The organism is Lentzea albida, assembly GCF_900111005.1.
Classification (GTDB): domain Bacteria; phylum Actinomycetota; class Actinomycetes; order Mycobacteriales; family Pseudonocardiaceae; genus Lentzea; species Lentzea albida.
Map to the genome: position 1 here is coordinate 14,056 of NZ_FOFV01000011.1, position 21,240 is coordinate 35,295.

Below are 21,240 nucleotides of genomic sequence, written 5' to 3' on the forward strand. Positions count from 1 at the left end.
GCGTCAGTGCGTGCGCAGCCCTCGGTCGGAGAACTGACGGCGAACTCGCTCCAGCAGCACGGCATCGGGCGTGGGCACGTCGTCGAGCGGGAACGGGATTCCCAGCGCGGCGTACTTCGGCGCACCGAGCTTGTGGAAGGGGAGGACCTCCACGCGCTCGACGGTGTCGAGGGTGCTCACGAAGGATGCGATGCCTTCGACGTTGTCCACCGCGTCTGTGTGTCCGGGAACGAGCACGAACCGGATCCACATCGGCTTGCGCATCGCCGACAGCCTGCGTGCGAACTCCAGCGTCGGGGCGACCTCACCGCCGGTCACGCGCCGGTAGGTGACCGGGTCCCAGGACTTGATGTCCAGCAGCACGAGGTCGGTGTCGGCGAGGAGCTCGTCGGTCGCTCGTGCACCCAGGAAGCCCGAGGTGTCGAGCGCGGTGTGCAGGCCGAGCTCCTTGGCACGGCGCAGGACAGACGCCGTGAAGTCCGGTTGCAGCAACGGTTCTCCGCCGCTGATGGTCATGCCGCCACCGGCCACCTCGATGAACCTGCGGAACTTCGCCATCTCGCCCGCCACCTCGTCGACGGTCGTGCGGTGGCCGTCGCGCATGTGCCAGGTGTCGGGGTTGTGGCAGTACAGGCACCGCAGCGGGCACCCGCTCAGGAAGAGCACGAAGCGGGTGCCAGGTCCGTCGACCGCGGTGGCGACGTCCCACGAGTGGACTGAACCGGTGGCGATCACAGCGACTCGTGGAAGGTGCGGTTGATGACGTCGCGTTGCTGCTCGGGCGTGAGGCGGACGAAGTTCACCGCGTAACCCGAGACGCGGATGGTCAGCTGCGGGTGGTTCTCGGGGTGGGCCATGGCGTCGAGGAGCGTCTCCCGGTCGAGCACGTTGGCGTTGAGGTGGAACCCGCCCGCGTCGGTGTACGCGTCCAGCACACCGACCAGGTTGGTCACCTGTTCGTCGGGGGTGCGGCCGAGACCGGTGGGGGTGATGCTGGCGGTGAGCGAGATGCCGTCCTGCGCCTGGTCGTAGGGGAGTTTGGCGACGGACAGGGCGGCGGCGACGAGGCCGTGCCTGTCCCGGCCGTTCATCGGGTTGGCGCCGGGGGCGAACGGTTCGCCGGCGCGGCGGCCGTCGGGGGTGTTGCCGGTGTGCTTGCCGTAGACCACGTTCGAGGTGATGGTCAGGACGGACTGGGTGTGCACGGCGCCCCGGTGGGCGGGGTGGCGGCGCACCTTGCTCATGAAGCTCTCGACGAGGTCGACGGCGATCGCGTCGGCCCGGTCGTCGTTGTTGCCGTACTTCGGGAAATCGCCCTCGACGACGTAGTCGACCGCCAGGCCGGACTCGTCGCGGACCACCCGCACCCGCGCGTGCCGGATGGCGGAGAGGCTGTCGGCGACGACCGAGAGGCCGGCGATGCCGCAGCCCAGCAGGCGCTCGACGGGGTGGTCGTGCAGCGCCATCTCGATGCGTTCGTAGGCGTACTTGTCGTGCATCGCGTGGATGATGTTCAGCGCCTCCACGTAGGTCTTCGCCAGCCAGTCGGTCGTCCTGTCGAACGCGGCGCGGACCTCGTCGTAGTCGAGGTACTCGGAGGTGATCGGCGGGAAGGGCGGTGTCACCTGGACGCCGGAGATCTCGTCCCGGCCGCCGTTGACGGCGTACAGCAGGGCCTTGGCCAGGTTGACGCGGGCACCGAACAGCTGCATCTGCTCGCCGACGCGCATCGCGGAGACGCAGCAGGCGATGGCGGTGTCGTCGCTGAACCTCGGCCGGATCAGTTCGTCGTTCTCGTACTGGATGGAGCTGGTGTCGATGGAGACCTTCGCGCAGAACCGCTTGAAGCCCTCCGGCAGGCGCGGCGACCAGAGCACGGTCAGGTTGGGCTCGGGAGCGGGACCCAGGTTGTACAGGGTCTGCAGGAACCGGAAGCTGGTGCGGGTGACGAGCGGGCGGCCGTCGGATCCCATGCCGCCGATGGACTCGGTGACCCAGGTGGGATCACCGGAGAACAGCTGGTCGTACTCGGGCGTGCGCAGGAACCGGACGATGCGCAGCTTGATCACGAGGTCGTCGACGAGCTCCTGGGCCTCGCGCTCGGTGAGCCGGCCCTCGTCGAGGTCGCGCTGGAGGTACACGTCGAGGAACGTCGAGGTCCGGCCGAGCGACATCGCGGCGCCGTTCTGCTCCTTCACGGCGGCGAGGTAGGCGAAGTACAGCCACTGCAAGGCTTCGCGGCCGGTGCCGGCCGGTCCCGAGATGTCGTAACCGTAGGAGGCGGCCATCTGCCGCAGTTCCCCGAGTGCGCGGATCTGCTCGGCGAGTTCCTCGCGCTCCCGGATGACGTCCTCGGTCGACCAGAGCTCGTCGAGCGCGGCGCGTTCGTCCCTCTTCGCCTCGATCAGCCTGTCGACGCCGTAGAGCGGGACGCGGCGGTAGTCGCCGATGATCCGGCCGCGGCCGTAGGCATCGGGGAGTCCGGTGATGATGCCGGCCTTCCTGGCGCGCAGGATCTCGGCGGTGTAGGCGTCGAACACGCCGTCGTTGTGCGTCTTGCGGTACCGGGTGAAGATCTCCCGGACCTGCGGGTCGAGCTCGTAGCCATACGTCTTGAGGCCCGACTCCACGATGCGCAGCCCGCCTTGGGGCATGATCGCGCGCTTGAGCGGCGCGTCGGTCTGCAACCCCACGACGAGCTCGTGCTCGCGGTCGATGTAGCCCGGTGCGTGGGCCGTGATGGACGACGGGGTGTGCGCGTCGACGTCGTGGACGCCGCGGGCGCGTTCCTCGGCGAACATTCCGGTGAGCCGGTTCCACACCGCGGTCGTGCGCGGCGTCGGGCCGGTCAGGAACGCGGCGTCACCGTCGTAGGGCGAGTAGTTGGCCTGGATGAAGTCGCGGACGTCGATCGCGTCGCGCCAGTGTCCCGCGCGGAAGCCTCGCCAGGCGAAGTCTTGCGCGGGTGCCTCGATCACGGTGCCAGGTCTCATACCTCCACGGTCGTCCCGCCGGGACGCGGGGGACAGGGGCCGTGGGGGGTGACGGGCCCGGGACCATGGTCCCGGCCCCGTCAGGGCTTGCCCAGCAGGTGCACGAGGGCGGCGCCGGTGATCGCGGACATCGTGGCGGCCATCAGCAGGCCTCCGGCGGCACCGACGAGCAGGACGAGCGCGGTGGGTTCACCGGGCTGCCACAGGGGAGTGGTGAAGGCGGTGAACACGACCAGCCCCGCGCACCACCCGATCCCCGTGGCCCACACCCACCGGAACGCGTGGTCGGCGTGGCGGCGCAGCACGAACCACTGCCCGACACCGATCGACAGCAGGACCCCCATGCCCGCGACCGCGGCCAGCGGAAGCAGCACGGCGAGGGGCAGTGTGCCGAGCGGCTGTCCATAATGGACGGCGAGCATCGCGACCGACCAGGCGAACACGGCGCCCAGCGCGGTGACCGCGATCCAGTCCCGCGAGCTCAGCCTGGGGATGATGCGGCGGAGGGCGAGACACTGCGCCGCACCGAGCACCGCGCCCTCGATCCCTCCCGCGAGAACCAGCACGGGTCCTGAGGACGTCAACGCGCCCGTGATGGCAGGCGCTAGGAAACCGGTGAACTCCCCGGCGGTGACCCAGACGAACCACGCCCGCCACACGCCGGTCGTCAGCTTGGTGCTCATCGCCCCACGATGGTCGGGTGGCCGGGCCGGTCACAGGGACGAAGGTCCTCGGTTCCGGGGTCCCCAAGCCGTTCCCCCTGCCGCGCGGCGGTGGTGAGAGTGGGGGCATGACGCGCATCGTGATCGCCGGCGGGGGGGATGAGCGGGCTGAGCCTCGCGGCGCACCTCGCCGTCGCGGACCACCGGCATCCCGTGGTCGTCGTCGACGACGGCTCCCGCCCGGTCGAGGACGGGGCGTGGGCGTCCTGGAGCGCGGGAGCCGGCATGCTCGACGCCGCCGCACACCGGTGGTTCGACAAGATCCGGGTGCACGCGGGCGGCCGGACCACCGTGCTGCCGCTGGGGCGGTACCGGTACCGCGTCGTGCGGGGACGGGACCTCGCCGAAGTCGTCCACCGGTACACCGATCCGCTGCCGGGCTTCACCCGTCAGCGCGGGCACGTCGACGGGTTCACCGACGGCGGCCTCGTCGTGGACGGCCGGTTCGTGCGCGCTCGCTGGGTGTTCGACAGCGTGGTCGGGCCCGGCGAGACGCCGCCCCTCGACGCCCAGCTCGTCTTCCGCGGCTGGCGGGTCTCGAGCGAACGGGGTGTGTTCGACGCGGAGATCCCCACGTTGTTCGACTTCCGCACGTCCCAGACGCACGGGGCGAGCTTCGTCTACGTGCTGCCCGAAGACACTCATCACGCGCTGGTCGAGCACACGGCGTTCGTCGCACCGGGAGCCGCGCAGGACGAGACGGCACAGCGGGAGGCGCTCGCCGAGTACCTCGCGGAGGTCGCGGGTGCCACCGGGTACGAGGTCGAGCGGGAGGAGCACGCGGTGCTGCCGCTGTGCGCGGCGCAGCCTCCCCGCGCACACGGGCACGTGCTCACGATCGGAGCGCGGGGCGGCATGCTGAAGGCGTCCACCGGATTCGCCTACCAGCGCGTGCAACGGGACAGCGCCGCGATCGCCTGGTCGATGAGCCGGCACGGCCATCCTTTCGACCTGCCGCGGGCGCCGGGGCGGTTCCCCCTGCTGGACTCCGTGCTGCTCGACGTCGTCACCCGCGAGCCGGTGCAGCTCGAACGCGCGTTCGCCGCCCTGTTCCGCTTTCGCACGGCGGAACCCGCGCTGCGGTTCCTCGACGAGGAAACCACGCTGTCGCAGGAGATGCGGCTCTTCGCGGGCATGCCGGCGGCGACGTACCTCGCGGCCGCGCGGCGCCGTCTTACCTCCAGTGCCGGTGGTGCGTCTCGTGCCACCACGTCACGATGATCGTCGCCGCGGCGGTGAGGGCGGCCCACAGCAGCAGCATGAGCACGGCGGCCATGAAGCCCTCCCAGTCGGGCGTGTCGTACCAGCGCATCGAACGCTCCTCGGGTCGCGAACTCGACACGCCGAGACTCGCGGTCGGCACGGGCGGGCAGGAGGGCCGAAGGGCCCGCGCGGCCTGGGCACGTCCGCCCTGCCGGGGCGTCGGCACAGGGGCGAATCGTGGACGGCATGCGAGGAACTTCCGCGGGTGACGACATGAGATCACCGTCCGCACCGGTCGTCGCGGGCGTCGACGGCTCCGCCTCGGCGCTCGCCGCCGTCAGCTGGGCCGCGGCCGAGTGCGCCCGGCACCACCTGCCGTTGCGGCTGGTGCACGGGTACATGCTGCCCACCAGCGGCTACCCGGAGATGGTGATCACCGGCCCCGAGGCTCGCCATGCCGTCGAACAGCAGGCTCGCGACTGGCTGACCGAGGCCGCCGCGGCCGCGCGCGCGACAGCACCCGACGTGGAGATCACGACCGAGGTGTTCTGCTGCGGCGCGGGAGGTCTGCTCGTTGAGGAGTCGAAGGAGGCACGGCTCGTCGTGGTCGGGTCCCGCGGGCTCGGCACCGTCACGGGGCTTCTCGTCGGCTCCACGGCGGTGGCGCTGGCGGCCCACGGGCACAGCCCGGTGGTCGTCGTGCGTGGCACGCAGACACCTGGAGGTCCCGTGGTCGTGGGTGTCGACGGGTCACCGACCAGCGAGGCGGCCGTGGCGTTCGCGTTCGAGGCGGCCTCCCTGCGCGGCGCGGTGCTGACGGCGGTCATGACGACTCAGGACTTCACCCTCGACCGCGCCTACAACGTCTCCCGGATGGCGGTCGACTGGGCGCAGGTCGAGGAGGACGCACGCCGGTTGCTCGCACAGCGGCTCGCCGGCTGGCAGGACAGGTACCCCGACGTCGAGGTGCGTCGCGTCGTGGTGCGGGACCGGCCCGCACGAGCCCTCGTGCGCCACGGTTCCGAGGCGCAGCTCCTGGTCGTCGGCAGCCACGGGCACGGCGGATTCGCGGGCATGTTGATCGGCTCGACCAGCCAGGCGCTCGTTTACCACTCACCCTGTCCACTGGCGATCGTCCGCGCGGCGCGGTGAGACAGGGTCCAACGTCACTGCCCCCGCGTGGCCTCCCGCTCTGCCGGACAGCCGGAGCTGGGGCACACGCTCAACGGCATGAACGCTGCAGATGTGATGTCCAGCCCGGCGATCGCGGTGAGTCCCGGCACCACGGTCCGCGCGGCGAGCGCGATGCTGGGCGACCACGGGTTCTCCGCCCTGCCGGTGGTGGACGACGACGGCAGGCTGGTCGGGATCGTCTCCGGAGCCGACCTCCTGCTGGCGGGCATGTCCCCGGAGACGGCCCAGGCACCGGTGTCGAAGGTGATGCGCGGCTCCGTGGTCAGCGCGTCCGCGACGGCCTCGCCGGCGGAACTCACCGCGACGATGCTGGCGAAGCGGCTGCGGTGCCTGCCGATCGTGACGGAGGAGCAGGTGCTCGTCGGGGTCGTGAGCCGCAGTGACCTGCTCCGGATCCTCACCCCGGCGGACGCCGTGCTGGCGGCCAGGGTGGAGACGACGTTGCGGGCGTACAGCGGTGGTCCCAGGTGGACGGTCGCGGTGCGGGACGGGGAGGTCAGCGTGTCCGGCACGTTCGCCGACCAGGCGGAGCGCAAGGTGGTCGAAGCCTTAGTGCGCACGGTGCCCGGCGTGCGCGGCACACGGGTGGCCTGCTGACGGACGAAGGTCCCGGACCACCCAGGTCCCCGGGCACTGACCGGAGCGTGCCCGGACCGAGACGCTGAGACCATGAGCGACAACGAACTCCGCCCCATCGTGGTCGGCGTCGACGGGTCGGCGGCCGGTGCCGCCGCGTTCCGCTGGGCCGCCGCGGAAGCACGCCGGTGGGGGTGCTCCCTCGACGCCATCTCCGTGTGGCACATGGACTACGGCGTGATGACGAACCCCCGCGCGGTCGCCTCGGGTCTCGACCCCGCGAGCATGGAGGCCGAGAACCGGTCCGTGCTCGAAGCCGCGACGGCGGACGCGGAGGACGCGGACGTGCGCCGGATCCTCATCGAGGGCGACGCGAAGAAGCTCCTCGTCGAGATGTCCAGGGACGCGCGGATGCTCGTCGTGGGCAACCGCGGGCGCGGCACGGTCTCCGAACTGCTCCTGGGGTCGGTGAGCGCCTACTGCGTGCACCACGCCACCTGCCCCGTCGTGGTGGTCAAAACGCCGTAGCGGACGCCGTCGCGAAAGATCCGTTCACCAGCGGAGGACCGAGTCATGACACCAGCTCACCGCCAGCCCGTGCTGCACCGGCTGGTAGTCCGGCACGTCCGCGACGACGAGTTCGTCATCCGGCTGCGAGACCACGAACTGCACACCGACCAGCCTGACAGCGACCGGGCGTTGTCACCGGTCGAACTGTTCGTGGCGTCCCTCGCGACGTGCGTCGCTCACTACACCGGCACGTTCCTGCGCCGCCATGGACTCTCGCGAAAAGGCCACGTCGTGAAGGCCGAGTACGCGATGGCGATCGACCGGCCCGCGAGGGTGGCCAGGATCCACCTCACCGTGCACGTCGACACCTCGCTCACCGCACCGCAGCAAGCCGCGCTGCAGGCGGTCGCCAACCACTGCACCGTCCACAACACGCTCCGGCATCCGCCGGAGATCCAGATCCGTGTCGAAGAGGAGTTGCCATGAGCACCGAGAACGCGCCGATCGTCGTCGGTGTCGACGGAACGCCCGCATCCGACCAGGCGTTGCGCTGGGCGGTGGACGAGGCGACCTACCGCAAGCGTCCGCTGCACGTGGTGAACGCGTGGAACTTCGAGCCTCTGGTCGACTGGGACGAGACGAGTGCTCAGAAGCGCTTGCGCGAGTCCGAAGCGCTCGTGGCCGGTGCGGTGGAGAAGGCGTTGTCCGGACGGGTGGACCGGCCGGTGGTCGAACCGCGCAGCCTGCGCGGTGACGCGGCCGAGGTGCTGGAGGAGGCGTCGAAGGGCGCGGCGCTGCTGGTGGTCGCCTCGCACACCGGGCACCGGTTGCGCCAGATCGTGCTGGGGTCGACCAGCATGCACTGCGTGCGGCACTCGTCCGTGCCGGTGGTCGTGATCCCGGTGAACGAGCACTCGGCGAGCGACGAGACGTGAGGTGATGACGATGACCACGGCGGCGACCGGCTATCCGGTGCACGTGCACGCCCGGCTCGACCCCGGCCTGAGCCGGTGGTTGTGGCTGGTGAAGTGGTTCCTCGCGATCCCGCACTACCTGGTGCTCGCCTTCCTGTGGCTCGGGTTCGCCGTGTTCAGCCTCGTCGCGTTCTTCGCGATCCTGTTCACCGGCCGCTATCCGCGGGTGCTGTTCGACTTCAACGTCGGGGTGCTGCGCTGGTCCTGGCGCGTCGCGTACTACACCTACGGCGCCCTCGCGACCGACCGCTACCCGCCGTTCAGCCTGGGACCCGAGCCCGGCTACCCGGCCACGCTCGACATCGAGTACCCCGAGCACCTGTCGCGCGGCCTGGTGCTGGTGAAGTGGTGGTTGCTCGCGATCCCGCACTACCTCGTCGTCGGGGTCTTCGTCAGCGGGGGCAGCTACATCGCCTACCAGACCGGGCAGATCATCTACAACTCCGGCGGGGGACTCGTCGGACTGATGGCCCTGTTCGCCGGCGTGGCCCTGCTGTTCACCGGCCGGTACCCCAAGGGGCTGTTCGACTTCGTGCTCGGCATGGACCGGTGGGCGCTGCGCGTGGCGGCGTACGCCGGGCTGATGACCGACACCTATCCGCCGTTCAGGTTCGACTCCGGCGGTGACGAACCGGGCGCGACGACGATCGAACAGTCACCACCGCCCGATCCCGGGCACCGCGGCTGGTCAGCGGGACGCGTCATCGCGGTCGTGATCGGGGCGCTGTTGCTGCTGACCGGTGGCGCTGTCGCCGGCGCCGGTGGGTTCGGCCTGTGGGCGGATTCGACGCAGCGCGACCAGGCCGGCTTCCTCAGCACCGGCCGGGAGTCGTTCCGCGGTGAGGGGTACGCGCTGGAGTTCGGCACGCTCGAGCTGCGCTGGACCGACGCGGACTGGGCGCTCGCGGACGGCTGGCTCGGTGAGGTGCGGCTCAGGGCCGACGACGACGTGTTCATCGGCATCGGCAGGACCGACGACGTCAACCGCTACCTGTCGGGTGTGGAGCACGACGAGGTGACCACGACCGGGCCGGCGGCGACGTACCGGCACCGCGGTGGTGGCGCACCCGCGGACCCGGCGGTCCAGACGTTCTGGGCGTCGTCCGGCACGGGACAGGTGACCTGGCGGGCGGAGCAGGGCAGCTGGAGCGCGGTGGTGCTGAACGCCGACCGCTCGCGGGTCGTGGACACCCGGCTCTCCGCGCAGGCCGAGGTGCCCGCGCTGCGCCCGGTGTCGATCGGGCTGCTCGTCGGCGGAGGCGTGCTGCTCCTGCTGGGTCTCGTCGTGATGCTGGTGGCCGCGTTGTCCGCCGGTCAGTCCCGGCGCAACGGGACCACCACCTCGGTGAGGTAGTCGGCAGGGTTCGTCGCGGTGTCCGGCCCGGTGAGGTAGAGCTCCCGGGGCGGGCCCGCCTGGTGGCGGCCGTGTTCGCGGATCCACGCGAACACGGCCTCGTACGCGGCCGGGATGTCCTCGTAGCGGCCGTGGTGGAACGTCTGCGCCGCCGGGCCTTCCGGCAGGACCACGACGTCGATCGGCCCCCGCGCCGCGGGAGTGGCCGAGATCGGCAGGTAGAGGTCGAGCGTGACGTCGCCGTCGGTGAGGGGACCGGCAAGGGCGAGCTGCGGTGGCCCGGTCGGCGTCGCCGAGCAGTCCGCGGCGAACTCGTACAGCTCCTGCAGTCCTCTGCCGACCGCACCGGCGATTCCGGCCGCGGTGGTGTGGACCCGTTGGTGGCAGGTGGTCGTGGATGCCAGCTCCGTCAGCGTCACGTCGTACGTCATGGCTCCGAGAATCGGTCGCGGGCAGGCGGCGGGGCAGAGTCGAACGTCTCGGGGACGAGGGCCACTCGACGGTGGAGGCACACCCGGTGAGGCGGGACGCTGGCCGCGGAGCCGAGGAGGTGGTCGCGTGCGGGCCTTCGACGTGACGTCCTCTCCCGCCCTGACGGTGACGAGGCGGACCAGGATCGAGGCGGCCGCGGCTCTTGTGGCGGCGCACGGCTTCGCCGCGCTGCCCGTGGTCGATGAGGACGGCGCTCTGGTCGGCCTGGTGTCCGGCGAGGGCCTGGTGCGCGAACAGCTGCGGGCCCGGCGGGTGGCGAGGCGGGTCGAGGACGCGATGACCCCGCTCGTGGTGGCGGTGGACACCGAGGCGCCGGTGGGCGAGGTCGCCCGGCAGTTGCTCGGCCACCACTACCGCTCGTTGCCGGTGGTGTGCGACGGCGTCGTGATCGGTGTGGTGAGCCGGGAGGACCTGCTGCGGGCGCTCACCTCCCAGGACGAGGTCCTCGCCGCGAGGGCGAGCAGGTTGTTGTGCGACAACGTCGGGGCGCGTTCGTGGGACCGTGCTGGGGGTGCGGTCCGTCGTGGTGGAGCCCTGCGCGTTCCCGGGCTGACCCGCAAGCCGGACGGCGGCTGACGGCAGGTCGTGCCGGCAGCTCGGTGCGGGTGGAGTCAGGTGATGTCCTGAAGGGACACACCAGGCCTGTGCCGGCACGGGGAAGCGGCTCCGGCACCGGGTACCGTCCGGCGCCGAGGCGGGCGGCGACCTCGGCGAGCCGGTCGGTGACGCGGGCGGACGGACCGGTGTTCGCCGGTGCCGCGACCACAGCGCCCCACCTGCCGCGCCGTCATCCGCGCGGTCGCCGCCTCCCCGGGGCGGCGGTCACGGTTTCGGCTGGTTCGAGACCACCACGGCGCCGAACAGCGCGGTGCCGTTCACCGTCAGCAGGGGCGCGTCCTCGGGCAGCTTGCGCTCGTCGTTGTCCGTCTTGTCGTCGATGCCGCCCATGAACGGCAGCCCGCCGACCGACACCCGCCAGCCGTGCGGGACCAGGACGTCGACGCCGCCGAAGAGCGCGAACGCCTCGATGTCGGCGGTGGAGTCGATCTGCGCCTCGCGCAGGTCGAGCGTCGCGCCACCGAAGATGGCCGACACGTCGGCGTGCCGGAGGTGCTTCGAGCGGTCCTTGGTGCTGGCACCGCCGAACAGCGCGAACGGCGTGCGGGTGCCGTGGTGCCGGCGCAGGCCGACGAGCACGGCGACCCCGACGCCCGCGAGCACCGACGGCACCAGCAGGTCGCCGCTCGTCCAGTCGAGCGTGTTCGCGAGCAGCACGAGGCCGAGCACCGCGATCACGACGGGGCCGACGGACACGCGGCGCTGCGCGGCCATCGCCACGAGACCGAGGACCACCACGGCGACGGGCCACCAGGCCGCGATGACCTCACCCGACTCGAGCACGTCGACCGCGTCGAGGATGCCGAACACGCCGAGCGCGAGCAGCACCAGCCCGACCCACAGCCGCACGGGTTTCACGGCTGCTCTCCCTGCCGTTCCACGACGATCGACCACTCGCTCGCGAACGCGGCGATGGCGCCGATCGCCGTGACGACGGGCGCGGCGATCGCGGCGACCACACCCGCGGTCACCGGGATCTCCATCACGGTGTGCCCCTTGTCGTTCTTGATGATCAGACGCCGGACGTTGCCCTCGTGGATGAGCTGCCTGACCTTCTCGGCGAGCGCCTCGCCCCGCAGGCGGACCTTGTCCTCGTGTTCGACAGTCATGACGTTTCTCCCTTCCCCCACAACGATGTCCCGCGGCGCGTGCCGCGAGCAGTGTCCTTCGGTCATGTGTGCGGGGCCGTCGGCCACTGCCGCTCCGACGGCACGACGGCGAGGTGGTCGACGACGGCGCCCAGGTCGCCCCGTTCACCGAGGACCCGCCGTTGTCGCGTCGCGCCTCCGCCACACCTGCGCAGCCACGACAGACGTCGTTCGACGAAGCCGAGGTCGCCGGCGTCCCGCAGCGCGAGCCGCACGTGCGCCACCAACCGGTCGACCAGGTCCCACCCCGTGCAGGGCCGGCCGGACGCGGGATCGAGGCACCGGCCCTTGAGGCCGGCCAGCGCCGCACGGGAGCAGGCGGCGCGCAGCACGGCATCCGGCGCCGGCTCCTCCGCGGAGGAGATCAGGGCGGTGCTGACGAGCGCCCGCGTGAGCGCCGCCTGCAGAAGCGCTTCGTCCACCGTCGGCGCGACGTCCGCGATCCGCACCTCGACGGTCGGGGCGTGGCGTGACGGGCGAACGTAGTAGTAGACCATTTCCGGATCGATGATCACCCCGGCGTCGACGAGCCGTCCGACGAGGTCCTCGTAGTGGGCGGCGCTGTGGAAGCGGGGCGGTACACCGCACACGGGCCACCGGGACCAGATGCTCGTGCGCCAGCTGGCGTGCCGGGTGTCCCTGCCGTCGGAGAACGGTGAGTTGGCGCTCAGCACGAGCAGGGCCGGGAGCCACGGGCGGATGTGGTTGCTCGCGCGGATGGCGTGGTCCGGGTCCGGCACGCCGACGTGCACGTGGCAGCCGCAGACACCCTGGTCCTCGACCAGCGCGCCGTACACCGCCGCCATGTGCCGATAACGGGCGTTGGAGGCCACTGGTGGTGGGCCGGGCCGGCCCAGCGGGGGTGTGCCGCTCGCGACGAGGAGTGCGCCGTGGTGCCGGGCCGCGAGCGCGAGCGAGGTGCGGCCTCGGTCGAGCTCGCGCCGCAGTGACCCGAGATCAAGGCACACCCTCGTCGAGAACTCGGCCTGCGTGGCCGAGAACTCGGGGTGGAAGTCCTCTTCGGACAGTCCCGCGAGGATCGAGGAGGCCGCGGCGACCGGGCGTCTGGTCACGGCGTCGACGACCAGGTACTCCTCCTCGACGCCCATCGACAGCGCGGCGATCATGCGCTCGGCCGTGCGGACGAGGTGAGGTGGGCGGTGAACCAGTCGTGGGCGAGGCGGGAGACGGTGTCGAGCGCCTCCGGTTCGTCGAACCGCCCGTTCGCCCGGTGCACCACCACGAACCGGTGTTCGCACCGAAGTCGTGGAACCAGGCGTTCGTGCACCGCGATGCCGGCCGCGTCACCGCTGCCGACGACGAGCAGGGTCGGTGGCCGGACACGACCGAGCCACGGCTCGGCGAGGTCGAGGTGACCGCTCAGGCCGAGCACGGCGGCGAGCCCGCCCCGCGGATCCGCTCCCGCCCGCAGAGCCGCAGCCGCTCCGAACCCCGTGCCGAAGCACCCGACGGGCAGTGATCGGTGGCCGGGCTCGCTCCTCGCCCACCTCGTCACGGCGGTCAGCCGGTGACCGAGCAGGGTGACGTCGGTCACCGCGGCGCGGTCGAGCTCCTCCTCCTGGGTCAGCAGGCCCGCCAGCACCGTCGCCACTCCGGCCCGGTTGAGCTCGGCGGCGAGGTACCGGACGCGCGAACTGTGCCTCGCGCTGGACCCGGCCTGGGCGAACACCACGACCGAGACGGGGTGCTGGGGCACCGCCAGGTCCGCCTGGAGCCGGATCCTGCCGACGGGTATCTCGATCGAGCGTTGCCGGGTCACGCGCCGCCGGGGAGGAGGTCCCTCGGCGGCCGGGGTGAGGGCGTGGACGATCTCCGCGTCGCCGACCTGGCGGAAGTCGTCGTAGTGCCGGCCGACCGCGTCGAAGTCCGGAGGCGTCGTGAGCGCCACGACCTCGTCGGCGTCCTGAAGCAGGAGACCGACCACGTCCGCCGGGCACACCGGTGTCGCGAGGACCACCCGCGCCGCCCCGTGGGCACGGGCGACCCGGCAGGCTGCGCGCGCCGACGCGCCAGTGGCGACACCGTCGTCGACGATGACCGCGACGCGTCCTTTCAAGGGCGCCGGGCGGAGTCGGCGGAAGCGGCGGAGCCGGCGCAGCAGCTCCCGGCGCTGGTCGTGTTCGACGGCGGCGAGCTCGGACCTGGTCAGGCCGGACAGCCGCGACACGCGCTGGTCGAGCACCCGCACCCCGCCTTCAGCGATGGCGCCGGCGGCCACGTCGGGCTGGAACGGCAGCCCCAGCTTGCGGACGACGACGACGTCCAGCGGAGCTTCGAGGGCGATCGCCACCTCCACCGCGACCGGGACACCGCCGCGCGGTACCGCGAGCACGACGGCGTTCTGGTCGCGGAGGTGGTCGAGCCGGCCACCGAGCAGGCGGCCCGCCTGGCTGCGGTCGGTGAACCTCATGACGTCACCTCGTGGTGTTCGATCGGCACGCTCCGGGACAGCTCCAGCGCCCAGGCCACGTCCTCGGGTCCCACGACGCCGGCGAGGTTCGGGCCGCGCAGCACCAGCACGACGTCGCGACCCCGCCCGAGCGGTGTCCGGGCGAGCAGGTCGACCAGCGGCTCCTCCGGGGAGGCGACCGGTACGTCCGGCAGTGCCCTGCACGCGTCCGAGATCCGCGTGGTGAGCGGGTCGTCCACTCGCGCGAGCTCCGCGAGGCTGACCACGCCGAGGACCGTTCCGTCGAACGACACGACGGGGAAGACCCGCCGGTGCGGCCCGGAGACGAGACCGCGCAGGAAGCCCCGCACGGTCCACCACCCCGGCGCGATCATCGGATCCGCCGTCATGACGTCGCGCACCAGCAGACCACCGAGGCGGTGCCGAACCTCGCCGGCGGACTGCTCCGCCGCTCCGCTGACCACCAGGTAGGCGCCGAGCAGCACCAGCCAGAGGCCGGACACCGCGCCGGCGAACACCTGCGCGAGACCGGCCGCGGCGAGCACCAGTCCGAAGGCCTTGCCCGCCACGGCCGCCACCGCGGTGCCGCGGCGCTCGTCACCCGTGCGCCACCACACCGCGGCGGCGAGCACCCGCCCGCCGTCCAGCGGCGCCGCGGGCACCAGGTTGAACACGGCCAGGACGCCGTTGGTGACGGCCAGCCACAGCACGGGCGAGACGACCAGGGCGGGGGCGCCCCACGCGGCGAGGACGGTGCCCGCGGCACCGGCCAGCACCCCGACGACCACGCTGGTGGCCGGACCCGCGACGGCGATCAGGAACTCGGCGCGCGGTGCACGCGGGGGCGAGGACAACCGGGACACGCCGCCGAGCAGCCACAGGTCGATGCGCGTCACGGTGATGTCGAAGCGTTGCGCGGTCAGCGCGTGCGCGAGCTCGTGGGCCAGCAGCGACAGCATGAACGCGAGCGAGGCCAGCACACCCGCGACCCAGTAGGCGGAGGCCGGGTGTCCCGGTGCCGCCCGGGGCAGCACGGAGACCGCGACGACCTGCGCCATCACCAGCACCGCGACGATCGTCGACCAGTGGGCGCCCACGCCGATCCCGCGCACGCGCCCCAGCGGCACCGAGGGCAGTCCGGTTCTCATGACCTCAGCGTCCCGACCCCGCGGGTCGCGGGAGCAGGGCCCGAGGTCCGTCGCGCGCACGGCAATGGTCCCTCGCCGATACCCACCTTGTGTTCTGCGTCACGCCCGCGGTGAAGGGCAGGCTCGGCTCAGTCGCCGGAAACGCGGAGGAAGGGGAGCGACATGACCATCAACGGCTACACGGCGAGGCACCGGGCGATGCTGCAGGCGATCGCTGACGGACGTGGCGAGCTGGTGTGCGGGCGCACCCCCAGCCTGAGCGTCGACGGTCTGTGGTGCGACTTCACCGCCACGGTCGAGCTGTTCTCCGGCGGACTCTTCCGCCCGGCGCGGCAGGCGGCCGCCGGCGCGTCCGCGCCTGCCGTCCTCACCACCTCCGGTGTCCGCGTTCTGCGGTCGTTCGCGGCGGCGTGACGTGACACGCCGGACCCGGATCGTCATCGCGGCCACCGCGGCCGTTCTCGTGGTCGCGGCCCTCGTGGCCGTGGTGATCACGACGCGGCGCGACAGGAGCGAGCCCGCCGCCCCGACCTCCACCACCGCGACGCCGGCGCCTTCCTCGCCGAGCCGGGAGACCACGAACCTGGTCGTCTACTTCCACCGCGGCGCACCGGGTGATCCGCGCGAGGTGGTCGCGGTACCGCGCTCGGTGCCGAAGACGGCGGCCGTCGCCACGGCGGCGCTGAACGCGCTGCTGCCGGGCCCGACCGAGGCCGAACGGGGCACCGGGCACTGGTCGATGTTCGGACCGGGGACGGCACGGAGCCTCCGGAGCGTCCGGGTCGCGGACGGTGTCGCCTACGCGGACTTCCAGGACTTCCGCGCCGCCGTCCCCAACGCGAGCTCCAGCTTCGGCTCCGCGGCTCTGCTCGCCGAGCTCGACACCACGCTGAAGCAGTTCCCCACCGTCAAGTCCACTGTGTACTCCTTCGGCGGAGACGTGCCGGCGTTCTACCACTGGCTGCAGCTGCCCGCCCCCGGACTGGGCGACGAGGCGGACGCGGTGGCACAGGCGAGGCTGTTCCTGGTCCAGGTCGCCGGCATGGGGGTGGTGTTCGGCGGCCCGTTCCGCCGCACCGGCAACGGCCAGGCGGAACTCACGTGCTACCCCGCGCACCCGGACGACGACACCAGACCGGTCACTACCTTGCCGACCGTTGTGTCGTTGCAGCGGTCGGGCGACCGATGGGTGGTGACCGGCACCCGTGCGGAGGCGATCCAGGTCGACGCGCCCAAGGGCGGTGACGTGGTCCGCTCCCCGGTAGCTGTGAGCGGCAAGGCGCACGTGTTCGAGGGAACCGTGTCGGTCCGGGTGCTCACCGGCAAGGGCGCGGTGGAGATCGGTCGCGGGTTCGTCACCGGCGGGGGTGATGTGCCGCGTCCGTTCAGCGGCCGGATCGGTTTCGCGCAGCCGAACGGCGGTGACGGCTGGGTCCTGTTCCAGGAGGAGTCCGCCGCGAACGGCGACATCGTCCTGACCACGGCGGTGCCGGTGAGGTTCGCGGGCGTGCCGGAGCCGTCGGCGACCGTGCAGAGCTGAACCGCGCGGCGTCAGGGACCTCCGCCACCCCTGATGAGCTTTCGCAGTCCGAAGTGGACGATCTCTGGCGGTGTGACAGCAGAGGCGTGACGACGCGAGCCGGCGCCATTCCGGTGCCGACCACCGGGCGGGTCACGACGGCGAACCGATCTGGAACACCAGCAGCGCCACGACGACGAACGTCGGCGGGCCGGCGTCGGACAGCCGGTCACCGGGCACACCGATCACGGAAGCGAGGTGGAGTCCGGAGAACACGAGCGCGGCCGGCCGGCAGAGGAGCAACACCCACCCGCTGCGGCGGGTCACCCGGTGGTGGAAGAAGCCGGCCTGGTGGGCGAGCCACCAGACGACGAGCACGGTCACCCAGCCGATCCACGGCAGGTCGTAGCTGAACCGCGCACGTCCACCGCCCGAGCACGACCCACGGGAGCACGAGCCCGACTGCGGGAACCAGCAGATGCCGGACCTGCTGAGGCGTTCGCCACCGCTGCCGGACCGCGTCCGTCGTGCCGGTCCGGGCGGTGCCTGCGCTGGCGTTGAGGTCTTCTCCTCCAGGACGGCCGGTTGCCGGACCTCGCGGTGATCTCGCTGCTCGGCGGTGGTGAGCGCCGGGAGCGGGTGTTCGGGGCGTTCGCGCCCGTCGGGCTGCGGCACGTGCTCACCTCACTCCCGTTGACGCGGAACGCCGCAGTGCGTTGTCCTCAGGGTGAACGTCGAGGTCCTGCCGAAGCGGGGTCGAAAGGCTCCGGTGAAGCGGGCCGCCGGGCGCTGGGCAACCGAGACCGCCGGTGCTGGACTCGACGCATGGACCGACTCAGCCCGTTGGACGCCGCGTTCCTGGAAGTCGAGGACGCCGACCCGCACGCCTCGCTCGCGATCGCCTCGGTCGCCGTCGTCGAAGGTCCGGCGCCGGGTCACGACGAGTTCCTCGGGCTGATGCGCTCGAAACTTCCCGTGCTGCCGCGTGCACGGCAGAAACTCGTTCGCCGGCCGTTGGACCTCGCCACGCCGGTGTGGGAGGACGACCCGTCGTTCGACCTCGACTACCACGTGCGGCGCACGGCCCTGCCCGCACCGGGCGGCGACGCGGAGCTGTGCGCGCTCGTCGCGCGGGTCATGGGGCAACGGCTCGACCGCGATCGACCCCTGTGGGAGTACTGGGTCGTGGAGGGCCTGGCGGACGGGCGTTGGGCGATCCTGGCCAAGGTGCACCACTGCATGGCGGACGGCGTGAGCGGCACCATGCTGTACGACGTGATGTACGGCGACGCCCCTGCGCCGGAGCCTCCGGGCGCCGCGCGCCCGGAGAGCCTGATGTCGTTGCTGGCCAGCGTGGTTCGCGCGCCGCTCGACCTCCTCGGCGGGATGCTCTCGCTGGTGTGGTCGTTGCTGCCGGTGCGGGCGACGTCGCTCTTCGGGCAGATCGGCTCACCGCGGCTGTACCGCGTCGTGCGGGCCTCGTTGCCCGAGGTGAAGGAGATCGGCCGGTCTTTCGGCGTCACGGTGAACGACGTCGTGCTGGCCGCGATCTCCCAGGCGTACCGGGCGCTGCTGCTGGAGCGCGGTGAAGAGCCGTCGCCGCACAGCGTCCGGGCCATGGTGCCGGTGTCCGTGCGCGGCGACCGGAGGCTGGACAACCAGGTGAGCCTGCGGCTCGCGTTCCTCCCGGTCGAGGCGGACCACGCGGTGGACGCGCTGGACCTGGTGCACCAGCGCTTCACGGAGGCGAAGGGCGGGCACCAGGCCGAGTCCGGCCAGACCCTGGCTCAGCTGGCGCGGCACGAGCCGTTCGCGCCGCTGGCCTGGAGCGTGCGGCTCGGCGGCATGATGCCGCAGCGCAGCATCGTCACGGTGACCACGAACGTGCCGGGCCCGCGCAGGCCGCTGAGGGTGCTGGGGCGCGCGATCGTCGAGATCCTGCCGTACGTGCCGATCGCGATCCGCATCCGGACCGGGATCGCCGTGCTGTCCTACACCGACAGAGTCGCGGTGGGCATCACCGCCGACCGCGACAGCACCGCGGACGTCGACGTGCTGGCCGAGGCCCTGGACAGGGCGATCGCCGAGCTGCTCACCGCGTCACGGCGCGACGCAGCCGCCAGGCGCCCAGGCTGAACAGCACGGCCGCGAACCCGAGCAGCACACCCAGGTGCGGTGCGACGGCGACCACGTCGCCGCCGTGCCTGCTCAGCACGGAGAACCCGTCATTGGCCCAGCCGTGCGGAGTCGCGAACGCCACTTTTCGCAGCGTGGGACCGAAGAACTCGAGCGGCACCATGCACCCGCCGAACGCGGCGAGGCCCAGGCCGAGCAGGATGCCGGCGCCCGCGGTCTGCTGCTGCGTGCGGCAGACGGCCCCGAGGAGCAGGCCGGCGGCTCCGGAGACGAGCGCGAACGCGCACAGCAGGGCCGCCGCCGCCCAGGGATCTCCCCAGCGGACACCGAACAGCAACGCGGAGCCCACGAGCACGACCAGGCCCTGCAGCAGAGCGATCGACACCCGCCCGAACGCCTCGCCGGCCACGATGACCGACGAGGGGGTGGGAGTGGCGAGCATGCGGCGGGTGACGCCCAGCGACCGCGTCTCGACGAGGAACGCGGCGGTCGTCAGGGAGTTCAGGAAGGTGAAGACGATCAGCTGGTTCGCCGCGCCGAGGTCGAAGCCCGAGTACCCCTGGGGGAAGAGCGCCTCGCCGGTGGTGCCGGCCCGCACCTCGACCGGTTCCACCCGCGTCGAGTCCACAACGGACAGTGCGGCGTCACGGTCCGTGCCGGTCCGCTCCGCCACGAAACCGGCTGCCGCGACGCGGTTCGCCTCGCGGGTCAGCGAGGTGGTCACGAGCATCCTGAGCTGCTGACCGGTTCGATCGGCGCGGAGGAGGAGCCGCGGCGTCGCGCCGCCGGCCCGCACCAGTCCGGCGCTGATCTCACCGCGCTCCACCGCCGTGCGCAACGCGGGTTCGTCCGGGAAGTGGCGCACGCGGACCGCGGGTTCGGCGCTCAGCGCACCGGCGCCGCCCACCACGCCGACCACCGGCGTCGTCGCGCCGCCGAACGCCGCACCGATGATGAAGACCAGCATCAGCGGCAGGGCCACGACGAAGAAGAGGCCTGTGCGGTCGCGCATCGCGCGGCGCACGCTGGTCCAGCCGATCGACAGCACCTTCACGGTCGCACGACCTTCCGGAAGAGCAGGAGTGCGAGCCCGCCCGTCAGGGCCGCGAAGAACGACAGGACGGCGACCGGGGGCAGCACCGCCGCGACGTCACCACCGGCGAGGTCGGCGAGTCCCCGCAGGAACCAGCGGTGAGGTGAGACGAGGCTGATCGCGTCCAGCACCCCGCCCGCCTGCGACACCGGGAAGAACGCTCCTCCCAGCGCCCCGAGGACGATCGCCGTGATGGCCTGCCAGCCGCCCGCCTGCTCCGAGGTCCTCGCGATCGCCGCGACCACGGCCATCGCGCCGGTCGCGGCGAGCACACCCGCCACCACCAGCAGCGCGACACCGGCCGGGTGGCCCCACCGCGCACCCATCAGCACCGAACTGGCCACGACCAGCAACGCCGTGCTCACCAGCCCGACGACCACACCGGTCAGCAGCTTGCCGGCCAGGATCGACGTCCGCCGCACGGGCGCCGCGAGCAGGCGGGCCAGCGTGCCGTCGCGGCGTTCGTCCAGCAGGCCCGTGACGCCCGGTTGCACGGCGAAGAACAGGAAGAAGACGGCCATGCCCGCCGCGTACTGCGTCTTCGCGTCGAGCTGACGGCGTCCGGTCGTGTCCTCCACGACGGCCGCCTGCGGCAACGCGGCCGCCGCCGCCGACGCGAGTTCCGCGGGGGGCGTCGGCACGCCCGAACGGACGGTCGCGGCCACCGCCGTGCGGATCGCGAGGAGCCGGTCCGCGTAAGCCTGCGCGAGCGATCGGGCGATGTCGGTGCCGGTCGGCGCGTCGACGTTGCCGACGACCTCGATCCGTGCGGCGCCACCGGTCCGGACGGCCTCGGTCAGCCCCTCGGGCAGCAGGAACGCCGCGGTGGCCGTTCCGTCGCCGACCAGCGTCCTGGCCTCCTGCTCCGACGCCGCGGTGCGCAACCGGATCGCGCCCGAGGCCGCTGCCCGTTCCAGGACCTCTCCGGTGAAGGTCGTCGCGACGACTCCTCCGTCCGAGTCGGCGACGGCGAAGGTGAACATCGGGCTGTCCCCGCTGATGTCGCCGAGGATGAGCGTGAAGATCCCGGCGAGACCGAGCGGGAGCACGATCGCGAGCACGTGGAGGGTGCGGTCGCGGGCCCGCTCGCGCAGGTCGCGCGCGGCGATCAGCAGTGCGTGGCGCATGG

General features: G+C 72.2%; 24 protein-coding genes. 11 read left to right on the forward strand and 13 right to left on the reverse strand.

What is annotated here, in order from left to right:
- Positions 1-3 precede the first annotated feature (3 nt).
- The 3 genes from pflA to BMY74_RS25425 form a co-directional block, all read right to left on the reverse strand.
- On the reverse strand, positions 4-735 hold the full coding sequence (pflA, locus tag BMY74_RS25415; RefSeq protein ID WP_089920356.1) for a pyruvate formate-lyase-activating protein: 732 nt from the start codon (positions 733-735) through the stop codon (positions 4-6).
- The gene (pflB, locus tag BMY74_RS25420) at positions 732-2,993 is read right to left on the reverse strand and encodes a formate C-acetyltransferase (protein WP_089920359.1); all 2,262 of its coding nucleotides are present in this window, start codon (positions 2,991-2,993) and stop codon (positions 732-734) included. Before pflB ends, pflA begins: the two co-directional genes overlap by 4 nt.
- Before the next feature lie 80 nt (positions 2,994-3,073).
- Complete coding sequence (locus BMY74_RS25425; protein ID WP_089920361.1) at positions 3,074-3,676, reverse strand: hypothetical protein; 603 nt, start codon at positions 3,674-3,676, stop codon at positions 3,074-3,076.
- Between the two features lie 138 nt (positions 3,677-3,814).
- On the opposite strand from BMY74_RS25425, the gene BMY74_RS25430 reads away from it, so the two are divergent.
- Positions 3,815-4,936 carry a lycopene cyclase family protein gene (locus tag BMY74_RS25430; RefSeq protein ID WP_089920362.1) on the forward strand — a complete coding sequence of 374 codons (1,122 nt, stop codon included), beginning with the start codon at positions 3,815-3,817 and terminating at the stop codon, positions 4,934-4,936.
- Here BMY74_RS25430 and BMY74_RS45205 read toward each other — a convergent pair.
- A complete protein-coding gene (locus tag BMY74_RS45205; RefSeq protein ID WP_177229912.1) occupies positions 4,890-5,027 on the reverse strand; it encodes a hypothetical protein in 138 nt (45 codons plus the stop codon). The two genes, BMY74_RS25430 and BMY74_RS45205, sit on opposite strands and share 47 nt — an antisense overlap.
- A 164-nt stretch (positions 5,028-5,191) precedes the next feature.
- On the opposite strand from BMY74_RS45205, the gene BMY74_RS25435 reads away from it, so the two are divergent.
- From BMY74_RS25435 to BMY74_RS25460, 6 genes are all read left to right on the forward strand, one after another.
- Positions 5,192-6,070 (forward strand): universal stress protein, encoded by an 879-nt coding sequence (locus BMY74_RS25435; RefSeq protein ID WP_089920364.1) that lies wholly within the window; start codon positions 5,192-5,194, stop codon positions 6,068-6,070.
- A 78-nt stretch (positions 6,071-6,148) separates the two neighbouring features.
- Positions 6,149-6,709, forward strand: coding sequence for a CBS domain-containing protein (locus BMY74_RS25440; protein WP_089920366.1), 561 nt, complete (start codon positions 6,149-6,151; stop codon positions 6,707-6,709).
- A 72-nt stretch (positions 6,710-6,781) separates the two neighbouring features.
- Positions 6,782-7,216: a universal stress protein gene (locus tag BMY74_RS25445; RefSeq protein WP_089920367.1), complete on the forward strand. Its 435-nt coding sequence runs from the start codon at positions 6,782-6,784 to the stop codon at positions 7,214-7,216.
- Between the two features lie 45 nt (positions 7,217-7,261).
- Complete coding sequence (locus tag BMY74_RS25450; protein ID WP_089920369.1) at positions 7,262-7,684, forward strand: OsmC family protein; 423 nt, start codon at positions 7,262-7,264, stop codon at positions 7,682-7,684.
- Positions 7,681-8,133, forward strand: coding sequence for a universal stress protein (locus BMY74_RS25455; protein ID WP_089920371.1), 453 nt, complete (start codon positions 7,681-7,683; stop codon positions 8,131-8,133). Before BMY74_RS25450 ends, BMY74_RS25455 begins: the two co-directional genes overlap by 4 nt.
- A gap of 10 nt (positions 8,134-8,143) precedes the next feature.
- Positions 8,144-9,526, forward strand: coding sequence for a DUF4389 domain-containing protein (locus BMY74_RS25460; protein WP_089920879.1), 1,383 nt, complete (start codon positions 8,144-8,146; stop codon positions 9,524-9,526).
- On the opposite strand, the gene BMY74_RS25465 is transcribed toward BMY74_RS25460, so the two are convergent.
- Positions 9,487-9,957, reverse strand: coding sequence for a GyrI-like domain-containing protein (locus tag BMY74_RS25465; protein WP_089920373.1), 471 nt, complete (start codon positions 9,955-9,957; stop codon positions 9,487-9,489). The two genes, BMY74_RS25460 and BMY74_RS25465, sit on opposite strands and share 40 nt — an antisense overlap.
- A 127-nt stretch (positions 9,958-10,084) precedes the next feature.
- Here BMY74_RS25465 and BMY74_RS25470 point away from each other — a divergent pair, with 127 nt between their 5' ends.
- On the forward strand, positions 10,085-10,594 hold the full coding sequence (locus tag BMY74_RS25470) for a CBS domain-containing protein (protein ID WP_177229913.1): 510 nt from the start codon (positions 10,085-10,087) through the stop codon (positions 10,592-10,594).
- A 246-nt stretch (positions 10,595-10,840) separates the two neighbouring features.
- Here the strand turns inward: BMY74_RS25470 and BMY74_RS25475 are convergent, their stop codons facing one another.
- From BMY74_RS25475 to BMY74_RS25495, 5 genes are all read right to left on the reverse strand, one after another.
- Positions 10,841-11,494 carry a LiaF transmembrane domain-containing protein gene (locus BMY74_RS25475; protein ID WP_089920377.1) on the reverse strand — a complete coding sequence of 218 codons (654 nt, stop codon included), beginning with the start codon at positions 11,492-11,494 and terminating at the stop codon, positions 10,841-10,843.
- Positions 11,491-11,745 (reverse strand): DUF4342 domain-containing protein, encoded by a 255-nt coding sequence (locus BMY74_RS25480; protein ID WP_089920379.1) that lies wholly within the window; start codon positions 11,743-11,745, stop codon positions 11,491-11,493. Before BMY74_RS25480 ends, BMY74_RS25475 begins: the two co-directional genes overlap by 4 nt.
- A gap of 62 nt (positions 11,746-11,807) precedes the next feature.
- A complete protein-coding gene (locus tag BMY74_RS25485; protein WP_089920381.1) occupies positions 11,808-12,911 on the reverse strand; it encodes a carboxylate-amine ligase in 1,104 nt (367 codons plus the stop codon).
- Positions 12,908-14,215: a phosphoribosyltransferase family protein gene (locus BMY74_RS25490; protein ID WP_089920383.1), complete on the reverse strand. Its 1,308-nt coding sequence runs from the start codon at positions 14,213-14,215 to the stop codon at positions 12,908-12,910. The genes BMY74_RS25485 and BMY74_RS25490 overlap by 4 nt, the downstream gene beginning before the upstream one ends.
- Positions 14,212-15,363 carry a site-2 protease family protein gene (locus tag BMY74_RS25495; protein WP_089920385.1) on the reverse strand — a complete coding sequence of 384 codons (1,152 nt, stop codon included), beginning with the start codon at positions 15,361-15,363 and terminating at the stop codon, positions 14,212-14,214. The genes BMY74_RS25490 and BMY74_RS25495 overlap by 4 nt, the downstream gene beginning before the upstream one ends.
- Positions 15,364-15,525: 162 nt before the next feature.
- On the opposite strand from BMY74_RS25495, the gene BMY74_RS25500 reads away from it, so the two are divergent.
- Both BMY74_RS25500 and BMY74_RS25505 read left to right on the forward strand, forming a co-directional pair.
- A complete protein-coding gene (locus BMY74_RS25500; RefSeq protein ID WP_089920387.1) occupies positions 15,526-15,777 on the forward strand; it encodes a hypothetical protein in 252 nt (83 codons plus the stop codon).
- 1 nt (position 15,778) lies between these two features.
- Positions 15,779-16,903 (forward strand): Gmad2 immunoglobulin-like domain-containing protein, encoded by a 1,125-nt coding sequence (locus tag BMY74_RS25505; RefSeq protein WP_143091701.1) that lies wholly within the window; start codon positions 15,779-15,781, stop codon positions 16,901-16,903.
- A 132-nt stretch (positions 16,904-17,035) separates the two neighbouring features.
- Here BMY74_RS25505 and BMY74_RS25510 read toward each other — a convergent pair whose 3' ends face one another.
- The gene (locus BMY74_RS25510; RefSeq protein ID WP_089920391.1) at positions 17,036-17,557 is read right to left on the reverse strand and encodes a hypothetical protein; all 522 of its coding nucleotides are present in this window, start codon (positions 17,555-17,557) and stop codon (positions 17,036-17,038) included.
- Positions 17,558-17,707: 150 nt separating this feature from the next.
- On the opposite strand from BMY74_RS25510, the gene BMY74_RS25515 reads away from it, so the two are divergent.
- On the forward strand, positions 17,708-19,018 hold the full coding sequence (locus BMY74_RS25515) for a wax ester/triacylglycerol synthase family O-acyltransferase (RefSeq protein ID WP_089920393.1): 1,311 nt from the start codon (positions 17,708-17,710) through the stop codon (positions 19,016-19,018).
- Here the strand turns inward: BMY74_RS25515 and BMY74_RS25520 are convergent.
- Together BMY74_RS25520 and BMY74_RS25525 are read right to left on the reverse strand one after the other, a co-directional pair.
- The gene (locus BMY74_RS25520; protein ID WP_089920395.1) at positions 18,975-20,072 is read right to left on the reverse strand and encodes an ABC transporter permease; all 1,098 of its coding nucleotides are present in this window, start codon (positions 20,070-20,072) and stop codon (positions 18,975-18,977) included. The two genes, BMY74_RS25515 and BMY74_RS25520, sit on opposite strands and share 44 nt — an antisense overlap.
- Positions 20,069-21,238: an ABC transporter permease gene (locus BMY74_RS25525; protein ID WP_089920397.1), complete on the reverse strand. Its 1,170-nt coding sequence runs from the start codon at positions 21,236-21,238 to the stop codon at positions 20,069-20,071. The genes BMY74_RS25520 and BMY74_RS25525 overlap by 4 nt, the downstream gene beginning before the upstream one ends.
- Positions 21,239-21,240 lie beyond the last annotated feature (2 nt).